20 protein-coding genes and 1 pseudogene are annotated in these 23,444 nt (G+C 40.0%); 9 read left to right on the plus strand and 12 right to left on the minus strand.

The genetic code is table 11. From position 1 onward, the window contains the following. The first annotated feature begins 996 nt into the window (after positions 1-996). Positions 997-2,019: a GGDEF domain-containing protein gene (locus IQ244_RS21925; RefSeq protein ID WP_193897989.1), complete on the plus strand. Its 1,023-nt coding sequence runs from the start codon at positions 997-999 to the stop codon at positions 2,017-2,019. A 327-nt stretch (positions 2,020-2,346) separates the two neighbouring features. Here the strand turns inward: IQ244_RS21925 and IQ244_RS21930 are convergent, their stop codons facing one another. Genes IQ244_RS21930 through IQ244_RS21940 form a run of 3 tightly spaced genes read right to left on the minus strand, consistent with a single transcriptional unit; the run spans position 2,347 to position 3,987 of the window. After that, on the minus strand, positions 2,347-2,925 hold the full coding sequence (locus IQ244_RS21930) for a hypothetical protein (RefSeq protein WP_193897991.1): 579 nt from the start codon (positions 2,923-2,925) through the stop codon (positions 2,347-2,349). Further along, complete coding sequence (locus tag IQ244_RS21935) at positions 2,903-3,049, minus strand: hypothetical protein (RefSeq protein ID WP_193897992.1); 147 nt, start codon at positions 3,047-3,049, stop codon at positions 2,903-2,905. Before IQ244_RS21935 ends, IQ244_RS21930 begins: the two co-directional genes overlap by 23 nt. A 56-nt stretch (positions 3,050-3,105) precedes the next feature. Next, on the minus strand, positions 3,106-3,987 hold the full coding sequence (locus tag IQ244_RS21940) for a 4-hydroxybenzoate solanesyltransferase (RefSeq protein WP_193897994.1): 882 nt from the start codon (positions 3,985-3,987) through the stop codon (positions 3,106-3,108). A 410-nt stretch (positions 3,988-4,397) separates the two neighbouring features. Between IQ244_RS21940 and IQ244_RS21945 the strand changes: the two genes are divergently transcribed. Further along, positions 4,398-6,047, plus strand: a complete 1,650-nt coding sequence (locus IQ244_RS21945; protein WP_193897996.1) for a Ppx/GppA phosphatase family protein — start codon at positions 4,398-4,400, stop codon at positions 6,045-6,047. Positions 6,048-6,308: 261 nt separating this feature from the next. On the opposite strand, the gene IQ244_RS21950 is transcribed toward IQ244_RS21945, so the two are convergent. Beyond that, positions 6,309-7,328: a cyanophycin synthetase gene (locus tag IQ244_RS21950; RefSeq protein ID WP_193897998.1), complete on the minus strand. Its 1,020-nt coding sequence runs from the start codon at positions 7,326-7,328 to the stop codon at positions 6,309-6,311. Between the two features lie 538 nt (positions 7,329-7,866). Between IQ244_RS21950 and IQ244_RS21955 the strand changes: the two genes are divergently transcribed. Continuing rightward, complete coding sequence (locus tag IQ244_RS21955) at positions 7,867-8,103, plus strand: hypothetical protein (RefSeq protein ID WP_193898000.1); 237 nt, start codon at positions 7,867-7,869, stop codon at positions 8,101-8,103. Positions 8,104-8,320: 217 nt separating this feature from the next. Here the strand turns inward: IQ244_RS21955 and IQ244_RS21960 are convergent, their stop codons facing one another. Further along, a complete protein-coding gene (locus IQ244_RS21960) occupies positions 8,321-9,469 on the minus strand; it encodes an alanine--glyoxylate aminotransferase family protein (RefSeq protein ID WP_193898002.1) in 1,149 nt (382 codons plus the stop codon). A 160-nt stretch (positions 9,470-9,629) separates the two neighbouring features. On the opposite strand from IQ244_RS21960, the gene IQ244_RS21965 reads away from it, so the two are divergent. Further along, positions 9,630-10,016: a DUF1499 domain-containing protein gene (locus IQ244_RS21965; protein ID WP_193898004.1), complete on the plus strand. Its 387-nt coding sequence runs from the start codon at positions 9,630-9,632 to the stop codon at positions 10,014-10,016. Between the two features lie 246 nt (positions 10,017-10,262). Continuing rightward, complete coding sequence (locus IQ244_RS21970; protein ID WP_193898006.1) at positions 10,263-10,664, plus strand: DUF4189 domain-containing protein; 402 nt, start codon at positions 10,263-10,265, stop codon at positions 10,662-10,664. Positions 10,665-10,754: 90 nt separating this feature from the next. Here the strand turns inward: IQ244_RS21970 and IQ244_RS21975 are convergent, their stop codons facing one another. Next, entirely contained in the window at positions 10,755-11,840 is a 1,086-nt protein-coding gene (locus tag IQ244_RS21975) for a glycosyltransferase family 4 protein (protein WP_193898008.1), read from the minus strand. A gap of 802 nt (positions 11,841-12,642) precedes the next feature. Between IQ244_RS21975 and IQ244_RS21980 the strand changes: the two genes are divergently transcribed. Together IQ244_RS21980 and IQ244_RS21985 are read left to right on the plus strand one after the other, a co-directional pair. Further along, positions 12,643-13,443, plus strand: coding sequence for an ABC transporter permease (locus tag IQ244_RS21980; RefSeq protein ID WP_193898009.1), 801 nt, complete (start codon positions 12,643-12,645; stop codon positions 13,441-13,443). A 507-nt stretch (positions 13,444-13,950) separates the two neighbouring features. Continuing rightward, positions 13,951-15,789: a bifunctional serine/threonine-protein kinase/formylglycine-generating enzyme family protein gene (locus IQ244_RS21985; protein ID WP_193898017.1), complete on the plus strand. Its 1,839-nt coding sequence runs from the start codon at positions 13,951-13,953 to the stop codon at positions 15,787-15,789. 50 nt (positions 15,790-15,839) lie between these two features. Here IQ244_RS21985 and IQ244_RS21990 read toward each other — a convergent pair whose 3' ends face one another. Then, positions 15,840-16,019, minus strand: coding sequence for a hypothetical protein (locus IQ244_RS21990; RefSeq protein ID WP_193898018.1), 180 nt, complete (start codon positions 16,017-16,019; stop codon positions 15,840-15,842). Between the two features lie 393 nt (positions 16,020-16,412). Here IQ244_RS21990 and IQ244_RS21995 point away from each other — a divergent pair, with 393 nt between their 5' ends. After that, a complete protein-coding gene (locus IQ244_RS21995; protein ID WP_193898019.1) occupies positions 16,413-18,056 on the plus strand; it encodes an alpha/beta hydrolase in 1,644 nt (547 codons plus the stop codon). A 15-nt stretch (positions 18,057-18,071) separates the two neighbouring features. On the opposite strand, the gene IQ244_RS22000 is transcribed toward IQ244_RS21995, so the two are convergent. Next, positions 18,072-18,815, minus strand: a complete 744-nt coding sequence (locus IQ244_RS22000) for a hypothetical protein (protein WP_193898020.1) — start codon at positions 18,813-18,815, stop codon at positions 18,072-18,074. Between the two features lie 723 nt (positions 18,816-19,538). Here IQ244_RS22000 and IQ244_RS22005 point away from each other — a divergent pair. Next, positions 19,539-19,748 (plus strand): hypothetical protein, encoded by a 210-nt coding sequence (locus IQ244_RS22005; protein WP_193898021.1) that lies wholly within the window; start codon positions 19,539-19,541, stop codon positions 19,746-19,748. Between the two features lie 80 nt (positions 19,749-19,828). Here IQ244_RS22005 and ilvC read toward each other — a convergent pair whose 3' ends face one another. The 4 genes and pseudogenes from ilvC to IQ244_RS22025 form a co-directional block, all read right to left on the minus strand. Further along, on the minus strand, positions 19,829-20,824 hold the full coding sequence (ilvC, locus tag IQ244_RS22010; RefSeq protein ID WP_193898022.1) for a ketol-acid reductoisomerase: 996 nt from the start codon (positions 20,822-20,824) through the stop codon (positions 19,829-19,831). A gap of 303 nt (positions 20,825-21,127) precedes the next feature. Continuing rightward, positions 21,128-22,327, minus strand: a complete 1,200-nt coding sequence (locus IQ244_RS22015) for an IS110 family transposase (RefSeq protein ID WP_193898023.1) — start codon at positions 22,325-22,327, stop codon at positions 21,128-21,130. 298 nt (positions 22,328-22,625) lie between these two features. Then, positions 22,626-22,955, minus strand: coding sequence for a hypothetical protein (locus IQ244_RS22020; protein ID WP_193898024.1), 330 nt, complete (start codon positions 22,953-22,955; stop codon positions 22,626-22,628). A gap of 1 nt (position 22,956) precedes the next feature. After that, positions 22,957-23,444: pseudogene (locus IQ244_RS22025) on the minus strand (hypothetical protein); the annotation flags it as partial.

Here is a 23,444-nt window from a genome sequence, read left to right on the forward strand (position 1 = left end):
AATAGAAATTATAAACATCATTTTAGCCTCTAGTCTCTAGCCTCTAACCCCTATTTTTGCATTTTGTTTCGGGTTGCTGCTAGTGATTTTTACTTAGGCAGATATTTATGCAGCGATCGCCTGCGTCTATATAAGTAATGTTACTACACCACTCTTGTCAGATGTATGCTATCCCAACCCAAAAATAGCATTTATGTCTCCAGCAAATATTAAAATTTATCAAAAATACCCTTAGAACTAACCGTTTTCAAAATTACATCTGACAACTGTGCTGACAAAAATACTGAATCTATTGAGTTTAAGATCAGACTGTCACCGTAAAATCCGCAGCTTTTGGAGAGTCGATAAAATAAGTAGTTTTTGCTGCGGTCACATTGAAAGTTATTGATTTTCTCATAAATTTTTTACAAAGTTTTTAAATTAACTTATTTTCCATCCAATGATTTTATCTCTAGTGAATTCACTTATTAAATAGGTGAAGTCGACATAATAAAGCCTAGTAGAAGAAATCAGTACAACTAGGCTTTATGCACAAGCAAATCCTTGCTGATAGGAGACTACATAACATTCCTAATGTTTCTTAAGCATCTCGGATTTCACGGATAAAATTAAATTTCATACTTTTTTAATTATTAAATTCGGACAAGCATAACAGAGGTGTTTTCCGCATAAAGCCTGTTGTTTTATTGTGTTTATACTTGCCGCTAAGTAAAACATATAAAATCCAGTATTTCCATTAAAGATAAATATAATTTCCGTATTTACACTGTTTTAAAAAAAATAGATGAAGACCGAAAGTAATTATCAGATACAGAAACTTTACGGAGTGCATTAAGAATACATATTAAGATGATATTAAAATTATCAGGGTATGGTTAGTTTAGGGTTATCACTATCAAACATAGTCGAATCTATCAATAATAAAATTACTGAGAGATTCACTATTAAAAAAAATAGTAGGAATTTTTAGCTTGAAATAAGGCAGATACCAAAAAAATGAATATTTCTATTCTGGTCTTTGGAAGTGATAAATTTGTTTCCCAACTTCCCGATCAGATCCTGGATACAACCGCTTTTAGTATAGAAGTTATTGATAATTTCCATCAAGCAATTTCTAAAATTGAAATTTCTCCGCCTGATGTCATCTTTATACAATCAAGTTTAGATGGAAGTATAGAACTGTGCGGTTGGTTAAAAAACCAAAACCAATTATCTTGGTTGTATTGTATCCTTTTCGAGGATCGTTCCTATCAGTTAGCTGCTAAAAGTGAGCAGGATTTGTGTTGGGAATGGGAAATGACTGCTACTGCACTCAGACAAGGTGCTGATGCTTATATTTGGCAGTTAACAGATGACATAATCGCCAAAAATCCTGTCAGTGTAGCAGCCCATCATCAGATAATACTATCTCAATTGAATGTTGGTTTGCGGAAAGCTCACAAATACCGTGAACTTATGCGGACAAATGATTTATTATCTGCGATCGCTTTAGCAGATTCGTTAACAGAAATTAGTAATCGTCGGGCGATGGAATGGGACTTACCTCGACAAGTAAAAAAAGCGCGCACTCAAAGTACTCCTTTGAGTTTGATTATTTTAGATATAGACTATTTCAAAAAAGTCAATGATACTTATGGACATTTAGTTGGCGATCGCCTCTTACAATTATTAGCCCATCGACTACGACACAACCTGCGATCTAAAGATACTCCCTTCCGTTATGGTGGCGAAGAATTCGTAGTTGTCCTCAGTAACACCACTGACGAAGAATCAATGATAGTTGCAGAACGCTTAAATCGCATAGTTGCAGATCAACCATTCGCCATTAATCAAGACCTGATTATTCCCGTCACAATTAGCTTAGGCGTTGCTACTCTCCAAGCAGATGATGATGATAAGGGTTATAGCTTACTTCATCGTGCAGATCAATGTCTGTTGAATGCGAAAGCTTCAGGACGTAACCAAGTCGTTAGTTGGGAATACGCTAATTTCTCCCATCTCAAAGCTGTGTCTTCGTAAATAGTAGGACTTACGCACAAAAATGGTCTGTGAATATTGGTTGTAAGGGTATAGGGGTGATGCAAATCTGATTAAATCGTGATTTTTAGAGTCACTACTCATCACTCTGTTAAAAACCTACACTTGTGAGTATACCCTTATCTCCCTATACCTCTATGCCCCTACACCCTTCTTAATTAAAACCCTTGATTTTTCGTTTTTATACGTAAGTGGATATACGGCGTTTCTTGTAGTGCTTTCTTGATCTTTGGTCATTTAGATTTACAAAGGACAAATGACTAATGATAGTCTTAACGAAAAAATCTACAACTTAAACCCATCCCAGCCTTACCACTTTTCAGCCCAATAAACAATTTCTGAGGCTGCACTATCAATGGCGACACCGTAGCTATTACCATGATTCCATTTAAATCCTGGAGTACCTCTATCCTTCGCATTCAGCACTAAGATTTCATAGGAAGGTGGAAAAGATTCTCCGCCAGCATCACCAGTGTAGAAAAAGGTAGTTGGAACACCATCGGGGAGGTTGGCGTGGACGTTGGTATCGCCACCTAAGTATTGATGTTTAGCAATTTTTCTGTATTGTTTGAGTAATTTTTGAATTTGTGCGGGGGATTGTTTTTCTCGTACTTGCAAGAAACTACTAGCTTGAGAAACGCCTGGAGAGTAAGCAATTTGCACATCCTTTGCATCAGCTAAGATTTCGCGGGGAAAATGCTTGATTTCTGCTGGGCTTGTCCAAAGTTGACTGCGGATTTCACTGTAGCGAGATGTATTAGTAATGATTTCCGCATTAGTAGTACTACTAAACGCTTTTCTGATTAAAAAACTACCACCAACGATTCCTAAACTCCCAAGGGAAAGGAAAACTATCATGGCGGCTTTAGCAAGGTGCGATCGCTGCATTGCGTTGGGTGCTGCTAAATTTCATCGGCATATACCCAACAAATAAACTATATTCGTAAGATTGCGGAGCTACTACCACTAATATTGATGAAATCTTTGTGTAATCAGGGAAAATACGGGACATTTATAAAATTATTGTAAATTGCTTCAGTAGAGACGCGACATATCGCGTCTCTAGGATTAAATCAAGCCCACAATCATCCCAACCAGTAAGATAAAGCCAATCCAGACATTCTGCCGAAACATTTGCGCGTAAGCTGCATTCGGCAAATCTTTCTGTTTCAAGCGCCAATACTGCCAAATCCAGCCAATAGTAGCTAGTGCTAAAGTCATCCAAAATGCTAGGTGAATGTGAATCACAATCCCCAGCCAACCTAATAACAAGATTGTGCCAGCCAAGAAAATACCGATCGCATCTGGGGCATAATTGCCAAAAAACAAAGCACTAGAATTAATACCTATGCGTTGGTCATCTTCGCGATCGCTCATGGCATATACAGTATCAAAGCCCAATGTCCACAGTACAGTTGCACCCCACAGTAACCAAGTTGGCTGGGAAATGCTGCCAGTTACTGCACTCCAGCTAATCAACACCGCAAAACCCCAAGCGATAGATAGTACCAGCTGCGGTACAGGAAACACGCGCTTTGCCCCTGGGTACAGTATAATTACGGGGACGGCGGCAACCGATAGCCAGAAACTCAGAGGATTTAGATAAAATGCCAGCATTGCTGCACATCCGAGGGCGATAATAGCCACGGCAATGCCAACTTTAATTGATAAAGCACGAGAAGCTAAAGGGCGATCGCGGGTTCTCTCAACTTCTGGGTCGATATCTTTATCCCACAAATCATTGACCACACACCCAGCAGCACTTGTGGCGAGAGTACCCAACACAATTACTCCCACCAAAGGTAACGGCGGTTGACCAGCCGCCGCCAAAACTACAGCCCATAGGGCAGGAATCATCAAAATTAACCGCCCTTCCGGTTTATGCCAGCGTAAAAGCCGGATAATCACAAGCCACACAGGTTCCTGGTTGCGTTCTGGCGTACTCAACATAAAAATCAAGCAAAATTACTAAATTTTGATAAGTTAACACTTCTTTACATCTATAGAATAACTTTATTTGTTATTTGTAAAAACACAACCTAAATTTGCAACGATGAATACATATTCATCGTCAAAAAATAGAGGTGTAGGGGAAAGAGCATTAACTGATTGATGCACTTGAATCCTTGATATATAGGGGCTAATTCTTCACCCTAGCAACCGCCCCACAAGGGCTTAGTCACTCAATTTATCAATAGCAGGGTCAATCTACCAACTCAGGGCGAGAGACGAGAGACTTAGTATTTCACTCAGCACTCAGCACTCAGCACTCAAGAAAGCATCTGTGGCACACAGTTTCAGAGTCCATAATCTCGCAATCCCGTCTTTTATCGTCCTTCCTAATAGAGAGAGAAAACTAGATGCTAAATTTAGTTTCCGCTGGCTGGGAGAGTGTCAAAACTCAACCAATTCAGCAACACCGGATTATTGCTGCCATTGATTTGGGAACCAATTCTCTGCACATGGTAGTGGTAAAAATTGACCCAACCCTACCAGCTTTTAGCATTTTTACCAGAGAAAAAGAAACTGTGAGACTGGGTGATCGCGATTTAACAACTGGTGACTTAAAACCAGAAGTGATGGCTAGGGCGATCGCTTGTTTAAAACGCTTCCAAGCAGTTGCCAAAACTTTTAACGCCGAAACTATCATTGCTGTAGCTACCAGTGCAGTGCGAGAAGCCCCCAATGGCAAAGATTTTCTCCACCGAATAGATAGCGAATTAGGTTTAAGCGTTGACTTAATTTCTGGTCAAGAAGAAGCACGCCGCATCTATTTAGGAGTGCTGTCGGGGATGGAATTTAACAACCAGCCCCACATCATTATTGATATTGGTGGTGGTTCCACAGAAATTATTTTGGGAGACAGCGAAGAACCGCGCACACTCACCAGTACCAAAGTAGGTGCAGTGCGACTAACAGGGGAATTCATCACAACTGACCCCATCAGCAATTCTGAGTTGCAATATCTGCAAGCTTATGTCCGGGGAATGTTAGAACGTTCTGTAGAGGATGTGTTAGCAAATATTCAATTTGGCGAATCTCCCAGGTTAGTTGGAACATCCGGCACAATTGAAACTCTCGCCTTAATTGATGCTAGAGAAAAGTTGTCGATGATGCCTTCTACACTCAATGGCTACCAACTGAATCTTCAAGATTTGCAGGGTTGGGTGAATCGTTTGGCAAAAATGACTAATGTCGAAAGAACAGCCATCCCCGGTATGCCCGAAAAGCGGTCAGAAGTGATTTTAGCAGGTGCAATTGTACTGCTAGAAGCGATGATCTTGTTGGGTGTAGATGCAGTCACACTGTGCGGCCGGGCGTTGCGCGAAGGAGTAATTGTTGATTGGATGCTGACTCACGGTTTAATTGAAGACCGCTTACGTTACCAAAGTTCCATCCGCCAACGGAGTGTGCTGAAACAAGTAAGCAAGTACCACATTAATATTGATCACAGCGATCGCGTAGCTGTCTTTACCCTGAGTTTATTTGACCAGACTCAAGGCACCCTGCACCACTGGGGAGATGATGAACGCCAGCTGTTATGGGCAGCAGCAATCTTACACAATTGCGGTCATCATATCGGCCATTCGTCTCACCACAAACACTCCTACTATCTCATTCGTAACTGCGAATTATTAGGCTATACCGAAACCGAAATCGAAATCATTGCCAACTTAGCCCGTTATCATCGCAAATCTCCGCCAAAGAAAAAGCATGAAAATTTCCGAAATTTATTGAGTAAAAATCATCGCCAAATAGTTTGTCAATTAAGCGCAATTTTACGATTAGCCGTCGCCTTAGATAGACGACAAATCGGCGCAATATCTGAGGTTAAGTGTAGATATTATCCTGATGTACATGAAGTTTACCTGTCAATTTTTCCCTCTCATCCTGATGATGACTGCTCCCTAGAAATGTGGAGTTTAGATTACAAAAAAGATGTGTTTGAAGCAGAGTTTGGTGTCAGATTAATTGCCACATTAGAATCTGCAAAAGTGGCAATTAGCTAAATATTAGAGACGCGATAAATCGCGTCTCTAATATAGCAATTAGAGGATGTTTGAAAAGTCCGTGGCAATGTATCAAATACTTTTAGATCCCCCTAAATCCCCCTTCAAAAGGGGAGCCACTGCGTTGGGCGGCTTTGCCGACTGAAGCAAGTGGCGTGGACTTTAATTCAGTTTCCCCCTTTTTTAAGGGAGGTTAGGGGGGATTAATAAGTGCTTAAAATCACAGCTAACTACTTTTAAAACAACCTCTTAGGTTTGTACTCAGCACTCAGCACTCAGCACTTTGCTGTGTATTTGCTCATTTTCTAAAGCTTTGAGAATTTTGAAATATAAATTCTCGACTCTTTGTACTTGAGCATCTCCAATAGAAGCATAATTAGTTAGACCAGGCGAACCATTGATTTCTATAATCACATAGTTGTTCATGGGCATAGTGATATCATCAGTAATAATATCCAAACCTGACAATCTTAATCCCATATCTTTGGTGACATTGATTGCTAATTTTTGAAAGTCAGGGTGAATACTTTCAGTGATATCTACTCCATCTCCACCACTGGATAAATTGGCATTATCTAACAGATAGACAATCACATTTTTGGGGATAACACTATCAAACTTGAGCTTTTGTCGGTTTAATTTTCGCTTAATACGAAAATCATCAGCATCTATATTTTTTTTCCTGCCAATAGCCAACAAATATTCTTCTTTTTGCTGTAAAAGTTCTAAAACAGTAGATTTGCCATCACCGACAACACATAAAGGAATTCTTTGATATACTGCCAGCACTTCATCATCCATGACGACAATTCTGTAATCATTGCCAAGATAAAATCTTTCAACAATTAATCCTGGGGTGATGCGTAAGATTTTTTTCGCAACTTGATAATACTCTGTTTTATTGTAGACTTTAGTAACAAATCTGCCTTGGCTAAGATTAATTGGTTTAACAATTACAGGAAAACCTAATTCTTTAGCGTAATCAAATCCGGCATCAATATTTCTCTCACTGTCTATTTTTTTACATAATTTATTGCTGAAAAAAGTTTGCCCTTCAGTAACTTTATATCCAAAGTGATTTAGGAAAAAATTAGAATATGCTTTATCTTTAGCTATTTCGGCAGAACCAAAACCGTTAATATTTAATTTGCTATGACTAAAACAAGCTTTATTGCCATTTTTAAATGTTATGTGTCCGACAAAAGCATATTCAGGGTCTACGATAACTACTGCACCTATTTGCGGGGCAATTTTTTGAATTATGGATGTTACTAATGGCATTTCCTGTATCCAAAAGTATAATTCGCAGAAATTTTAACGAATTAGCAAGTATTGGTCAATAATATAATAAAAAGAAAGCACTTTTTAGGACTTTTTTCTCAACAATTAAAAAATCGAGCAAGCTAATTTAAAAATAAGTTATAAAAATTAATATTATTTTCTGGATTAAAAAAGTTTTTGTACCAGCATTTTTTTATACGGACTACTTAAAAAGTATATATTGAAACCTTAATATTTCTTTCCGGTTGGTATTAAATGTGCCTGTAGAAGTAAGTAACCCTAGTGGAGATGCCACGCTTGTTAATAATTTAAATTTTGGATTTGTTTTTTCCTTTTTTAGTTGCTAATGAAGGGTTTGAGACCGATCGCAAGTTAAATTTACAAGCTAAGTTATTGTAAATTACTCTGCTTAAATCTTGACAATCCAAAAATAATCGAATAACAAGGTGGCAGCAGCTTGAAAAAAGGCGTTAGTGCATCCCCGCCAAGAGAAGTCAGTAACGCCTTCACTGAAAATTACACACGGATATTTTAAATCATGCCACAAAATACGGAATACAAAGCTAATCAGAACGAAAATCAGGCGATCGCTTACAAAGAACGCCTCAATGCTTGGGCAATTGCTCGTTTACAACCCGATGCCCAAAGAGAAATTGTCGCTCGCTTTCGCAGTCGTTCCGATGCTGATGGTTATATGCAGCGCCTCCGTCAAATGATGCCTGATGCGTCTTTTATGGTTGTTTTTGATTGCCTACGCGAAGAAATTGTAGCTTAAAGTGTCGATTTGTTATTTAATTTGAAATTTGAAGGATTAAGGGTGCGTAGACGCTTTGCAGCTTGTCGTAAGGCATCGCCATTATTATTTAGGTGCGTTATCTCCCTGTTAACGCACCAATATTAAATATTTATGAATATAGGGAATAGGGAGTAGAGAAAAATCGTTCAAGTTTTTTTCAGCATCCCTAATCTCTAACCCCTAACCCCGGCTAAAACTATTTAGGCAAAACTTGCCCCAAGGCTTCTATTAATCGGTCAACATTTTCTTTACGGCTATTAAAGCCCATTAGCCCAACGCGCCAAACTTTACCAGCCAGTTCTCCTAGTCCACCGCCAACTTCAATTCCGTGTTCTGTTAATAGCTGTCGGGCAATCGCCTTGCCATCAACCCCTTCAGGAATGCGGACTGTAGTCAGAGTTGGCAAACGATACTCCCTTTCAACGTGCAAACTCAGTCCGACATCTTCTAGCCTGTCCCAGAAATATTCCACGTTCTTTTGATGACGTTGCCAGCAGTTAGCTAGTCCTTCCTCGGCAACTAACCGCAGTGCTTCCCGCAGAGCATAATACAAGTTGATTGGGGCTGTATGATGATAGACCCGTTCACTACCCCAATACTTACTCAGCAAAGTCATATCTAAATACCAGTTTGCCACCTTCGTGTTGCGACGCTGCAATTTCTCCAAAGCACGAGGACTCATGGTAAAAGGTGAAGCCCCAGGCGGACAACCCAAGCCTTTTTGACTACAGCTATAGGCTAAATCTACTCCCCACTCATCTAAAAATATCGGCACACCACCAAGACTAGTTACAGTATCGACTAATAACAGCGTGCCAAATTCTCGACACAATTCACTAACACCCTCCAAAGGTTGACGCGCACCTGTAGAAGTTTCGGCGTGAACCAAAGCCAAAATTGTCGGGCGATGGGTTTCCATTGCCTTACGGAGTTCATCTAAAGAGAAAACTTGTCCCCAAGGTTTGGTAATGCTGCGGACATCAGCACCATATCGCCCAGCCATATCAACAAGGCGATTACCAAAGTATCCCGCCACACCAATTAAAACAACATCGCCGGGTTCTACAGCATTGGCGATAGTTGCTTCCATTGCAGCAGAACCCGTACCACTGACAGCGATAGTTAAAGGATTTTCAGTTTGCCAGACGTAGCGCAGTAAGGACTGAATTTCATCCATCAGCCCTAAGAAATCTGGGTCAAGATGTCCCAGAGGTGGGGTATTCATTGCCTGGAGAACTGTCGGATGGGCATTGGAGGGGCCTGGCCCTAACAGTAACTTGGAGGGGATTTCTAGAGGTTTGAGTTGTAAGCGCTGACTATCGTTAATCGAGATTGTTGGCGACATAACTTGTTGTTGTCTAGACAGTACTTACCGGATCATAGAGCGATCGCATCACCGTTGTATCCTCTGGGGAATAACACATTTCCACCATGAATCAGCAAGTATTAATTACTGCGTGTAAATTAGGGATGTAACAGCTACTTCCCCATCAGCCAACAAAACTATGATATTTGCAGGTAAACGTCCGAATAACTTGGGTGTAAGCAATGGCAAATTAGCAGCTTGCCCTAATTCGCCTAATTGTGTATCTAGCCAAAGTACAGATACAGTTCACCAAATTGCACCACTAACTTTTAATACTAGTCCAGAACAAGCGATCGCTAATCTCAAAAGTATCATTCAGTCCTTACCTAGAACCACAATTATTACTGAAAGTCAGGACTATATATATGCCGAATTTAAAAGTGCTTTGATGGGATTTGTTGATGATGTAGAGTTTTATCTAGACCGGAATGCTAATGTCATTCAAGTCCGTTCCGCTTCTCGTTTAGGTCAAAGTGATTTAGGTGTTAACCGCAAAAGAATTGAAACCATCCGCGCTCAACTCTAGGATTTAATCGAAATATGTAATGTTTTGTAAAGGGTAAAACTGAAAATCTTTACCCTTTCTTGTGCATCAGAAGATTCCTGACTTGTTTGAAAAATCGGGAATTTTAGCTGGGCAATTATTTATGAAGCATATCTTCATCAAAAGATGAGTATAAACGCGAATCCTGAAATTAATTAACGTAGCAAATAATAGTTGCAACACACCAAAATGTGTTGTAGTCACCACCTAATCTTATTAGGAAATAATATGTTAAAAGTAGATTTTAAAAGAAGCTTATTGACAGCGATCGCAGTTATCTCGATGTTACCTGCAATCACCCAGAATGCCCAAGCTGGTTCTGCCAAAATTGTATTTGGAGCTATTTCTTATTCTCCATCTACTAGAATTTACTCGTCAGGAACTGCTAAAACAAAGCAAGCAGCAATAAATGCAGCCTTAAATAAATGTATTCGTGAAAGTGGGGCTAAAGATTGTACAACACCATTGTGGTTTAAAAATGCTTGGGGAGCTTTAGCTGTCGGTTCTGATGGTAGTTATGGCACAGGCTGGGGTAGTGAACAATCTCTCGCTAAAAAATTTGCTTTAGAAACTTGTCAGAAATACGGTGGTGAAGATTGTCAAGTCGTTTTTCTGAAACAAGCTAGATAATAGGCTTTTTAATTTTCAAATAGACAGGCAAACGCATTCTTAAAAAGAGGATGCGATTTTTTTGTATCTCGCACCCTATCAAAAAATGATTTATTTCTTGATAATTCCAGAAGTCAGATGACTGCGGACATGACCATTTTTAGCAAATTTCTTTTCGAGAATTTGCCGATAAACCTCTTCATAACCATCCGTCATCCGCTGAAGGCTAAAATGATTTTCGACATACTGACGGCAAGTATATCTGTCTAACTCTGCGATTTTGTTTATTGCATTCACACACTCTGTCACACTATTACAGAGAAAACCCGTTTCTCCCTCGGCAATTACCTCACTTGTCGAACCTAATTTCATGGCAATTACTGGTGTTCCTGCTGCCATTGATTCCACCATCACTAAACCAAAGGGTTCTCGCCAAGTAATAGGAAATAAAGTAGCTACTGCACCACCCATGAGAGCATTTTTTTGTTGATGATTTGCTTCACCTAAATACTCTATTTGTTCGCCATCAATTAAAGGCTTAATTTCTCTTTCAAAGTAATCTACATCAACCACATCTACTTTACCAGCCATTTTTAATCGCCAACCCGATTGTTTTGCAATGGCAATTGCTAAATGTGGCCCTTTCTCTGGCGATATCCGACCTAAAAATGCTAAATAAGGCGGTTCTTCCGGTTCGGGATGAAATTTGTAACTACTAACATCTATACCGTTGTAAACTGTGGCTGCATAGTTCAAACCTAGTGAATTTTCCCTTTGAGTATGAGAAATACTGACAAAAGGTTGACGTTTCGCATATTGAAACATCTTTTGATTATCAGGGGTAAAAATTCCATGTAAAGTATGGACTGTCGGGGTATGAACAAGATTTGCATAAGGCAAGGCGGCACAACCCATGTGAGAGTGAATAATATCAAACTCACCTGCCCTGTCGTAGACAGAAGCTAACTGCAACATTTCATAAATATTATATTCCTTGATATCCTTATCGAGTCGCAAGGCACGAGGATGCACTGATTCTAGCTTGGCTAAACTAATAGAATCACCCGATGCGAATAGAGTAACTTCATGTCCGCGTCGAACTAATTCATCTGTCAGTAGCCCCACTACTAATTCAATACCCCCGTAAGCTGGAGGTGGTACTCTCTCCCATAGTGGAGCAACTTGAGCTATTTTCATTGCAAACCTCCTAAAAGATTAATTGGAATTAATAGTGTCTATTTCTCAACACTAATGCGTTAAAACTCAGCATTTTTTCTTAGCACTATCAACTCACTTTGAAAACCAATTTTATAAATAAGCACATGAAAATATTAGGCTCTTATTACTTTAAAAGTTGTCTACCTTTGTAGTGAAATTTCACTCTCCTCAAGAGGTAAATTTGGTGCATAGAAAAAATTTGTTTGCAGTAGTGTTGATGGTATGTACCAGGAAACAGGGTAGATTTTGCATTCAATTCTGGATCTCATTCAAGTGCATACCGCGATAACGACATCATCCAAAATATCTTGCACTATTCTCAATCAACCAGGACTTACGCACAAAGATTGTCTGTGAAAATAGGGTGTAAGGGTTTGGAATAAGTACACCCATATACCCCTACACCCTTGCCTGACAAGTATAAGTTTTTTACATTCTGCCCCAAAATCATTGATTTAGGGTGTGGGGGTGTAAGGGTGATGGAACCCTGATTAAATTGTGATTTTTAGAGTAATGACTCATCACTCTGTTAAAAACCTCAACTTGTGAGTACACCCTTGCACCCTTCCCAAAACCCTTGATTTTTCGTATCCGGCAATGTCCACAACATAAAAATCAGGTTTTGACCGACTTTTCCCCATTGTCCATCTGAGTTTAATTGCCATAACCTGATTTCAGCGCCCACAATCAATGCGTTCTCTTCCCGTACACCCCTATTTTTTAAACTTTTGAGTTAAATTAGATACGCTAGGAAAATATAGAAAATAAATACACTGTAAACATGAATATTTCTCCAACACAAAAAAAACCGCGTGTCGCATGGCAGGCGGTTTTATCAATAATTATGTTTATTTTCATGTATCTGCCTATACTGGTACTCGGTTTTTATAGTTTTAACCAGTCTCCTTACAGTGCAACTTGGCAAGGATTTACATTCGATTGGTATCGCAAACTCTTCAGTGACGATCGCATTTTATCCGCTTTGAACAATAGTTTGATAGTTGCCTTTGGCGCTGTGGGAATTTCCGCAGTGTTAGGAACCTTAATGGCGGTGGGATTGGCGCGTTATCAATTTCCTGGCAAGAGTTTGTATCGTGGTGTAGCTTACCTACCCTTAATTATTCCTGATATTGCGATCGCAGTTGCCACCTTGGTATTTCTCGCCGCCTTCGCTATTCCTTTGAGTTTATGGACAATTATCGCCGCGCACATAGTATTTTGCCTAGCTTATGTAGGGCTGGTAGTTGCATCACGATTAAATAACTTAGATCCGCACTTAGAAGAAGCTGCATTAGATTTAGGTGCAACACCAATACAAGCTTTTATTAAAGTATTATTGCCACAGTTAATGCCGGGAATTGTGGCAGGTTGTCTGCTGGCTTTTGTTCTCAGCTTAGATGATTTTCTGATTGCCAGTTTTACTGCTGGTAGCGGTTACAACACCTTGCCGATGGAAATTTTTAGTCGGATTAAAGGTGGCGTAAAACCTGATATTAATGCTCTCAGTATGTTACTAATTATTGTATCAGCGATTGTAGCTTTTGTAGCTGAATTAATGCGGATTCTAGGAGAGCGCAAGTAGTTACTGTAAAAATAGATCACCAACTGATTAAAAATAATTCAGCAACAATTAGTACAGGAAAAGAAGCACCGATCATTGTTTTGCTGCGGATTTTCAGCTTAGGATGTTACTTCACTGTTTATTTATCTGTTATTTCGTACATAATTTATACTAAATTCTAGTTTTCTCCGCTGGATTCTCTTCAGGTAAATAAATCACAATATATCAATTATTACCAAATCTATTCGGCGTTAATTTGTACTTACATCTATCATCAAATACCCTTGACAATGGCAATATTTCCGTCTTATGATTCCTGTTGGAATGGAAATTAGTGCTATCATTAATTCTCAAATTTCAAGAGTACCCAAAACAGAGGGGCAAATAAATTAATCTCATCTGTATTTTTTCATCCTGGTATCTATGCAGAGCAGATGAAATATAGTTTATATTTATTTGTCTAGAAATCGGTTTTCAATTCGATAATATTGGGGCTAACTTTGGACAAGTTGCTACCTCCTCCTCGTTATGCAAATCTGCCAAAATCCCAATTGTTCAAATCCCTTCAATGCTGACGGCAATAGATTTTGCATAAGTTGCGGACACAGTAGTTTTGGCGAACTGCTGAGAAACCGTTACCGCGTATTAAAACTATTAGGCGAAGGCGGATTTAGTAAAACCTACGCAGCTGAAGATGCAGATAGACTAGATGCACCTTGCGTCATTAAACAGTTCTTTCCGCAAATTCAAGGAACCGGACAACGTACTAAAGCAGCGGAATTCTTCAAAGAAGAAGCATTTCGACTGTATGAACTAGGAGAAAATCATAGTCAAATTCCCAGATTATTAGCTTACTTTGCCCAAGCTTCTAGTTTATATTTAGTGCAAGAATTTATCCAAGGTAAAACACTATTAGAAGAAGTTCAAGAGCAATCTTTTAACGAAGAGAAAATTCGTAAAATATTAACTGATTTATTGCCAGTATTAGAATTTATTCATGCTTGTAACTTTGTCCATCGAGATATCAAACCAGAGAACATTATCCGGCGTGATAGCGATGGCAAATTAGTATTAATTGACTTTGGTGGGGCAAAACAAGTAACCCAAACCAGTATAGCTAGACAAGCTACAGTAATTTACACAATGGGTTATGCTCCCAGTGAGCAGATGGCTGGGTTTGCTTGCCCCGCCAGTGATTTATATGCTTTGGGTGTAACTTGTGTCCGGTTACTAACGCAATGTTTACCCATTCAAGATGCTTATGGACAAATTAAAGATCCCCTTTATGATGCTATGAACGGTCAGTGGTTATGGCAAGAATATTTAGAACCCCAAGGTATTTATATTAGTGAAGACTTAAGGAAAATCCTCGATAAATTACTGCAACATTTAGCGAGTGATAGATATCAATCAGCAACAGAAGTTCTCAATGATTTAAAATCTGCTAAAACAGTAATTATTGAACCACAAATAACACAAGCGACATTTATAAAATTACCAATAGAACCAAAAATTATTAAACCATTACCGCCTTTACAAACCTGTGAATTTGCAGTCGTCACAGTAGACACAGGTGGTAGAGAAGTTAACCGCGATCGCACTACAGCCGAGTTCTTTGTGGAAGAATTGAGCAAAGGTGTAACCCTAGAAATGGTAGCGGTTCCCGGTGGTACTTATTTAATGGGTTCACCCACCTTTGAAGGTGATGCAGATGAACGTCCCCAACATCGAGTAGCGATCGCACCCTTTTTTATGGGTAAATATCCTATAACCCAAGCACAGTGGCGTGCTATTACCGCCTTACCCAAAGTCAAACAAACCTTAAATCCCTACCCTTCTAAATTTAAAGGACTGAATCGACCAGTAGAAAACGTTTCTTGGCACGAAGCTATAGAATTTTGCGTGAGGCTATCGCAACAAACCGGACGGGAATATCGCCTCCCCAGCGAAGCCGAATGGGAATATGCTTGTCGCGCCAGTACTACCACATCCTTTCACTTTGGCGAAAAAATCACCACAGAACTAGTCAACTACAGCGACAGCGATACCTATTTAATGGAAGGCAAAACCAGATATCGCAAAGAAACCACCGATGTAGGGAATTTTCAGGTAGCCAACGCCTTTGGATTGTATGATATGCACGGGTTAGTTTGGGAATGGTGTGCAGACCCTTGGCACAACAATTATCAAGGCGCACCTTCAGATGGAAGAGTTTGGGAAGAGGGTGGTGATATCAACCGCCGAGTGCTACGCGGTGGTTCCTGGAACTTCGGTGCAGAATTGTGTCGCAGCGCCAGCCGCAGTTGGAATGAATCAGATGGCGGTTTAAGGATTTGCGGTTTTCGCGTCGTCTTTTCTGTCGGATAACTCGTAAATTCCTAACTCATGTTTTATGGGTTTTGGGATGTGCTGGTATCCTAGGTTTGTTCTTGTTCGGAGACAACAACAACGCGACCATTTTTGACCACTGTAGAGTTTTTACAATTAGTCTGACTATGGTTTACTGGCTCATCTTGGCACTGTTGTTGGTGAGAGATATTTTGTTCCTGTTGTTGGTTGAGAACCACGACACAACTAGTGCAGGAAACTGTAGACATAAGTTAAGTATTAAATTGAATTCCATATCCATTATCGCTCTTATTTTTCCAGCATAGACGCTTTTAGCTACCAAACTTTTAAAAAGCTTCGTGAGCTTTTCAGCAATTTATCATGGGTGCTTTATTTACGGTGTCATTACTTACGCACAAAGATGAGTCACTGAGATTGGGTGTAAAGGTGAGTGCCTAGACCACTATACCCCTGCACTCTTCCGCAAACATTGATTTTTTGTTTTCATCCGTAACTCCTAGGGAAAATAATCCCAGATTTTCAAACAGAGATACCACCAAAGTATTATTTCTTTTGAGGTTTAACTTTTGTCCTGCAAAACCTTTTATATTAACGATCGCATCCCTATATAACCTTGATAATTCTGGATTTATCAATAACTTATGAAAAAATTGCTGAAATACCTGAGTTTGGGCTTGCTATCTACACTTTTATCAGCCGCTCCTAGCTGGGGAGCCGAACGCATTAGCTTCTTTTATCCTCCTTTTGGAGAATTTTCTTTATCGACAGATGCTCTAGAAGCCTTTGCCAAAGAAGGGAAAATTACTGGGGAGTTAGACACTTATGCTCAACGTGCCACACCGCAACAACTGGCGCAACTCAGGGAACTATTACAGCAGAGATTTAGTGCCACACCTACTTTAGTATCACAGTTTACTTATTCACCCATAGGAGAACAAGTAGTAAAACGGTTAGGAGAACTATTATTAACTGAATCTCGCCAAAATGGTTTTTATGCCCTACGGGCTGCTTTTATTTTAGCTGCGGCAGATCCTCAAGAGGGCTTGACTGTTGTCAATATTATGCGTAAGTTTCCTTCGCCAACTATTAAATTAAATTTTGAGGAAGGAATCAAGATAGTCAATAATTTATCAGAATTATTGAAAGATCGAGATGCCGCTGTGGCATATTTGCAAAAACAGGCGATCGCCGAAACCAGCAACGCAAACATAGATTTTTCCCAAAAGCCAGATTTGCGCCAGCCAGGAAAATTGCAGTTTCAAAAACTTTACTTTGAGTTAAATGATGCTAAACGCGATCGTCGTCTGCCGGTAGATGTTTATGTCCCAGAAAGCACAGCCCAAACTTCCTTTCCCTTAATTGTGATTTCTCATGGTTTAGCCTCAGATCGCTATGCTTTAGCTTATCTGGCGCAACATTTAGTTTCTTATGGTTTTGCCGTAGCTGTCTTGGAACACCCCGGTAGTAATGCCGAACGCTTTCAGCAATACTTTGCCGGGTTAGCCGGGCCACCACAACCCAGAGAATTCATCGATAGACCTTTAGATGTCAAGTTTGTCCTTGATGAACTCCAACGTTTAGAGACATCTAATTCTAGCCTCAAAGGCAAACTCAACTTTCAACAAATCGGACTGATTGGACATTCTTTTGGTGGCTACACGGTGTTGACTTTAGCCGGAGCTAAACTAAATTTTTCCCAGCTACGTCGAGATTGTTATCCCAATAACTCTTTAAATTTATCTCTATTGTTGCAATGTCAAGCCGCTGAGTTGCCACCAGCAGACTATACTCTACAAGATCCACGCATTAAAGCCGTCATGGCCATTAATCCAATTAACAGTTCTGTCTTGGGTGAAAGTGGTATCAGTCAAATCAAAGTACCCACTATGTTAGTCACAGGTAGCCAAGATATTTTTGCCCCAGCAATCCCAGAACAAATTCGCCCCTTTACTTGGCTAGATGAATCTAACAAATATTTAGTATTAATTGAGAATGCTACCCATTTTTCTGCTTTACAAGAGTCCACGCCTGAAAATAATGTTTTGCCAGTACCATCTGGGTTATTAGGGCCAGATCCTGCTCCAGTTTATTCCTACCTGAAAGCCTTAAGTGTAGCTTTCATGGAAACAAATCTCTTAAACAATGCTGAATACCGTCCCTATTTGCAGCCATCCTATGCTCAATATATTAGTCAAACTCCACTGAATATGACTCTGTTAAATTTCCTCAGTACAGAGCAATTGGCGCAAGCATTAAAAAATGGTACAAACAAAAAATCAAAATAATCTTAACTGCAAATTCTATCTAGGTAAAGCATATTTAGGTCTAGCAACCAATTCTTTAAATCTATGTTGACTAGCAAATTGCATTAGCCCATCCATACATTCTGTAAAGCTATCAAAAACATAGTCAATTAACACTAATGCTCTAGCCTTTTGCTCTGCATTCAATTCAATATTGAGCAGAAAATTTTCATTTTGGTTTTCTTCTATGCCAAATTGAAGATGTGCATTTTCTACCTTCAAATGATTTGGACTAACATACAAGTACTTTTTATTAGTTATAGCGCGCAATTCTTCCCCAACTTGTGCCATTGCACCCTGGGCAGTAATTCCTGTGGCTTCAATTGCTTCAATAATCACTATTTTGAGTACTATGTCAGTTTCATAGCGACACAGCGCCACTAAATTATTCGAGAGACGGCGAGTTTTCAGGGTTTTCTCACTCCACATAAATTTGAGGAAGTCACTAAATCGCATTACCTGATCAATCCCTAATAATTCGAGATCTCTGAGATACCATTTCCAGTGACTACCATCTTCAAGTGCGTGCTGATTAATGATTTTTTGTAGAGGATGATTACTCAATTCATCTTTGAGGATGTCATTGTTCAAATCTTTAAAACTCATTGCAAAATGAGCTAAACAAGGAAACCAAGCTAATCGCTGATAAGGGTCAATACTGCTATCTGTTAAGAATTGAAAAAAAGGTAATTGAGAAAAAATTTTTTCTTGTTGTTTAATATATTCTAGGATATCTTGCATTTTCTTTTCCTATTTATGAGAATTGAGAATTTTGGCAGCAAAAATTTAGCTTAGACTTGACTAAGTTCACCAATATTGCCATATAGCAATTAGTTGAGAGATAACAAGTATTGCATCTCTGCGATATTTATCACATCCCTATTTCTCTCTGGAGTTAGATATAGAAATTTAGGTGATTGTTTGAATAAACTTTATACAGTTAAGCGGAATTAGATCTGGAAAAGATGGAATTTTGATGAATAATAAAGTCATCATTCACAGTCTATAGTCAATATAAATAATGGCTGTGAGAAAAAGCAACCGTGTTCTAGTAAATTCATATAGTTTTTACAAAGGCTTGTAGGGATTTACTTAAGTAAATCGCACAGCCAATATCCCTGATGTGGTAAAAGCGCCCCTGTATAAACAAAACCTGAATTTTTTGTGAGTTTGTCTGTATGCTCTCAGGTTATGTAAAGGTTGTGTAAAAATATATCCGTGTATGATGTCAGATGAATAAGCACCAATTAATTTATAACCATTAAAGTTAGGTGAGCAATGCTGATTTTTACTTCGTGGATATTGCCCACCCTACAAGATATAGTTACCCAGTTCATTAAATGTAATCAATCTAATGATATGTCTGCTGCTAAACCATGTATAATCTCTAGCAATGCAAGCTAATCAATCATCAAAACGACTAGTTTAGTTTTACTACTGAAAATTTTAAATAAATTTAAGGCTATGATTTCTCAAGATTATGATTCAATCTATGCTGTAGATGAACTGCTTAGAAAAATCAGAATTAAGGAAAGTCAATTAAAAATCGCCCAAGAATCTCAGATGCTTTATACATCTGAAGCATTAAATAATCAAATATTAGACTTACGCCGTCAGCTATCTGAGGCACAAGACCCAGAAATGCAGTCATTAATGAGTTTGTTAGATGATTAACTTGACAAATTTTCATAATTATGTATAGAGACCCGATCAGATGCGTCTCTATACATAAAAAATCTCAGCTTTGAAACTGATTAGACTTTTTTCAACCAGCTGAACATTGCCCGTAAGTCTTTACCAACTACTTCAATGGGGTGTTCGGCTTCTTGACGACGCATTGCCGTAAATCCTGGTTTACCAGATTGATTCTCTAAAACGAATTCACGGGCAAATTGTCCTGATTGAATTTCGCGGAGAATTTTCCGCATTTCCGCTTTGGTTTGTTCGTTAACAACTCTAGGGCCGCGAGTGTAATCACCATATTCTGCGGTGTTGGAAATGCTATCACGCATTGTCGCTAAACCACCTTCTACAACCAAGTCAACAATTAATTTGACTTCGTGCAGACATTCAAAATAAGCTAATTCTGGCTGATAACCAGCTTCGACTAAAGTTTCAAAACCAGCTTTGATTAAGGCGCTTAAGCCGCCACACAATACTGCTTGTTCGCCGAATAAATCAGTTTCGGTTTCTTCACGGAAAGTTGTTTCGAGGACACCAGCACGAGTGCCACCGATACCTCTAGCATAAGCCATAGCGCGATCGCGTGCCTGACCACTAGCATTTTGATAAACAGCAAACAACGCAGGTACGCCTTGTCCTTGTTCATAAGTCCGGCGCACTAAATGACCAGGGCCTTTGGGTGCTACCATCACCACATCTACCTCAGCCGGTGGGACAACTTGTCCAAAATGAATATTAAAGCCGTGGGCAAAAGCTACCACATTTCCAGCTTCTAAATTAGGTTCAATTTCGTTTTTGTAAACTGTTTTTTGCACTTCATCGGGTAGCAAAATCATGATGAAGTCAGCCGCTTTAGCTGCATCGGCAACATTTTTCACGGTTAAGCCAGCGGCTTCGGCTTTTTGTGCTGACTTGCTTCCTGGATATAGCCCGACAATCACATTCAAACCGCTATCTTTTAGATTCAGGGCATGAGCATGACCTTGGGAACCATAGCCGATAATAGCAATAGTTTTTCCAGCCAAAAGGTCTAAATTGGCATCTTCGTCATAGTACATCCGGGCCATAGAAGCATCTCCTGTCAGCAAGCATCATGATTATTTATAGGCAGGTTTTTGATCTTACCTTAAATTGTGTAACGAAAGATAAGCTATGGAAGTCTGCTTTAATTTCTTAACTGAATTGGCTAGGAAAGAAGGCTTTTCGGAATGTCCTGAATTTTTTGCGGCAATCAACTATGAAAATTAGCGATAGTTATTCATCTGCTGCCATAGTCCTAGTCGTTTATTTTTAGCATTGGCTTGGGCGATTAAATATTGCGTTTTAGTTTCACTCTAGTTAGTTATTGGTCATTGGTCATTGGTCATTGGTCATTGGTCATTGGTTAACTCCTTTACTAATTCTCGAAATAGCAGTCGTGTACCAATCCCTGCAATCTTCATTCTGACTAGTTTGATTGGGCGGCCTGCTTCTTTTTCAGCTACCAGCTTCTCACCCAAAAATTCACCAATCTCATTTTTCAAGCGCGATCGCTTAGGTTCAAGTCGGGTGTAAACCCACTGCCACAACGACAGTCGGCACAGGTCGGAACCGCCAACAACTTTGGTTTTTCGCTTGTCGCCAGATGCCTCCAAGCTGGGCGCAACTCCTAAAGCCTTTTGAAATCTCCTCAGCGAAAGGTGGCGTTTAGTTGGTTTTTTTGAGTTTCGCCCCTGGCGTATGCAAACTTCTGGATTACCATCTTCATCTAGGAAGCCAGACAGCGGGTAAATTTGCGAAATCAAAACAGCTTTCAAGCGATCGCCAAAACCGAACCTGTGGAAAACTTCGACGTATGGCTGAAATCTATCATCGGTAAGCAGTTGAGCTAATTCTCTCTCAATAATGATTTCTTCGCGTTGCAAGTCACACAATCGCTTGGCGTGAAAGCGAACTGTGCTTGTAATGCCTAGCCCCGCACTGTCTTTGTAGAGTAGGTCATATCGTTTGGCCTTGCGCTCCTCAGCTAACCAACCCCACAACAAAGGCACTTCATCTCCGTCAAGCCGCCGCTTTGATTTAACGTGAGCAACTTCGGGAAACTGCCACGCCAAATCCTGACGCAACCTATTAATAATGGGATTTTGGACGCGGTTAAGGTGTGCCAGCCTTAACACCAACTCTCTGACTCTGACAATTTTACGATCACGAATTTGTACAAATCGTTTCTTGTCGTTGCAGTAGTCCAAGTAGTAACAGGCCAAAGCCAGTGAATCAGCATCATCATCTTTATCTGGTAATGCCAGGTGATGCGCTCGGTAGTTTTTCAATTCTTTATGACCGACCAAGCGCACTTCTACTCCTGCACGGGCAAGGTGCGTACCCCATAGACGTGAGTAGTTGGTTCCTGTGGGTTCCATGATTGCAACATCCGCGTTTAGTGCCAGCAGTGCCTTGATTCCAGCACTGTTGGCACTGAACCGATAGAACGGACACTCATAGTAGAATTGACGTGGTGAATCGGGCTTAGTCTCTAGAAGACAAGCCGAAATTGAGGACTTGCTGACATCAAGTCCCAAAACTTTAATCATTTTGTTTTCTTCTGGGTGGTGTTTGTTGTCCTGTAGTCAATGCCTATGAATCACCCGTAAGCCCTAGCAGCTTGCTTCACTCTCAAGGCAATGCCAGCAGCTGTAACTGCTGGCGACACAGGGAAGGGAACAGTACACAACCAGTAACCGAGCTTACGAAACTAAAAAAGCCATACAGCTTGATTCTGAGCAAAAGCCCTAAGTTGCTGGCTGTCGTGCTGTGCGTTCTGATTTGGACTCAGACCGCGACCCCTTAAAAAGGGGTTTCGCCGGGGAGTCAAGCCGGCTCATCAGACGGTTATTCAAACGGCACAGTTAAATCAAAATCAATAATTTCTTCTAGCTTCCCGACTGTATCCATAAGCATTCCTTTGAGTTCTTGATCAGTGGCAGGAGTGGATTTTTCTTGATCAGCTATAAACTTCAACCCGGCATCAATTTTATTTTTAATACTGTGTAATGATTGCCACACTTCGTAATAGTCCCAATTTGCATCGGGTTGGGGAATATTGTTAGTTATTTCTGTTTCAGTCATATCTATGAATGTGTTATTTTTGACAACGTAAAACTCCAAACTGATAATTGTGTTGAGCGATCGCAATTCCTGATGCCTGCGATCGCTTTTCAAATTAATTACCGAATTCCCTCCTGAGTCGTTCTAGTAAGTCCTTGCCCTTGCCGTAGCGTTGCCCGGTAAAGCCCAAAATCTCGGTAACTATGCCTGAGTCGCTTTTTCCCTCCCCAAATCGCTGAATCATCTGCCAAAGCACCCGGTCGTTTTCCGAAAAGGAATCGCTGAAATCGGCTCCAGAAGCGGTTTTGAGGTCATTTTCAGCCCGTTTTTTGTCGCTGATCACGTTGTTGGGGAATGGTTGAACTATGGTTGAACCACCGCGCAGCGCTGCGGCCTTCATCTCGCGGTATGGGGGGAGTTTACACGGTTGATCATCAAGCAAGCAGTGACTCTGGTCGAGTTTTAGCCAATCGATGAGCTGTTGATTTTTCAAGCTTTTGGCGTGTGCAAGTGCCTTTTTACCTAGCCGAATGCGATAAAAAGCATCGGCTAAATCTGATTTACCTTCAATTCCCCAGGCGGCTACCCGGTCATACTGGCTGA

Source organism: Nostoc sp. LEGE 06077, assembly GCF_015207705.1.
Classification (GTDB): Bacteria; Cyanobacteriota; Cyanobacteriia; order Cyanobacteriales; family Nostocaceae; genus Nostoc_B.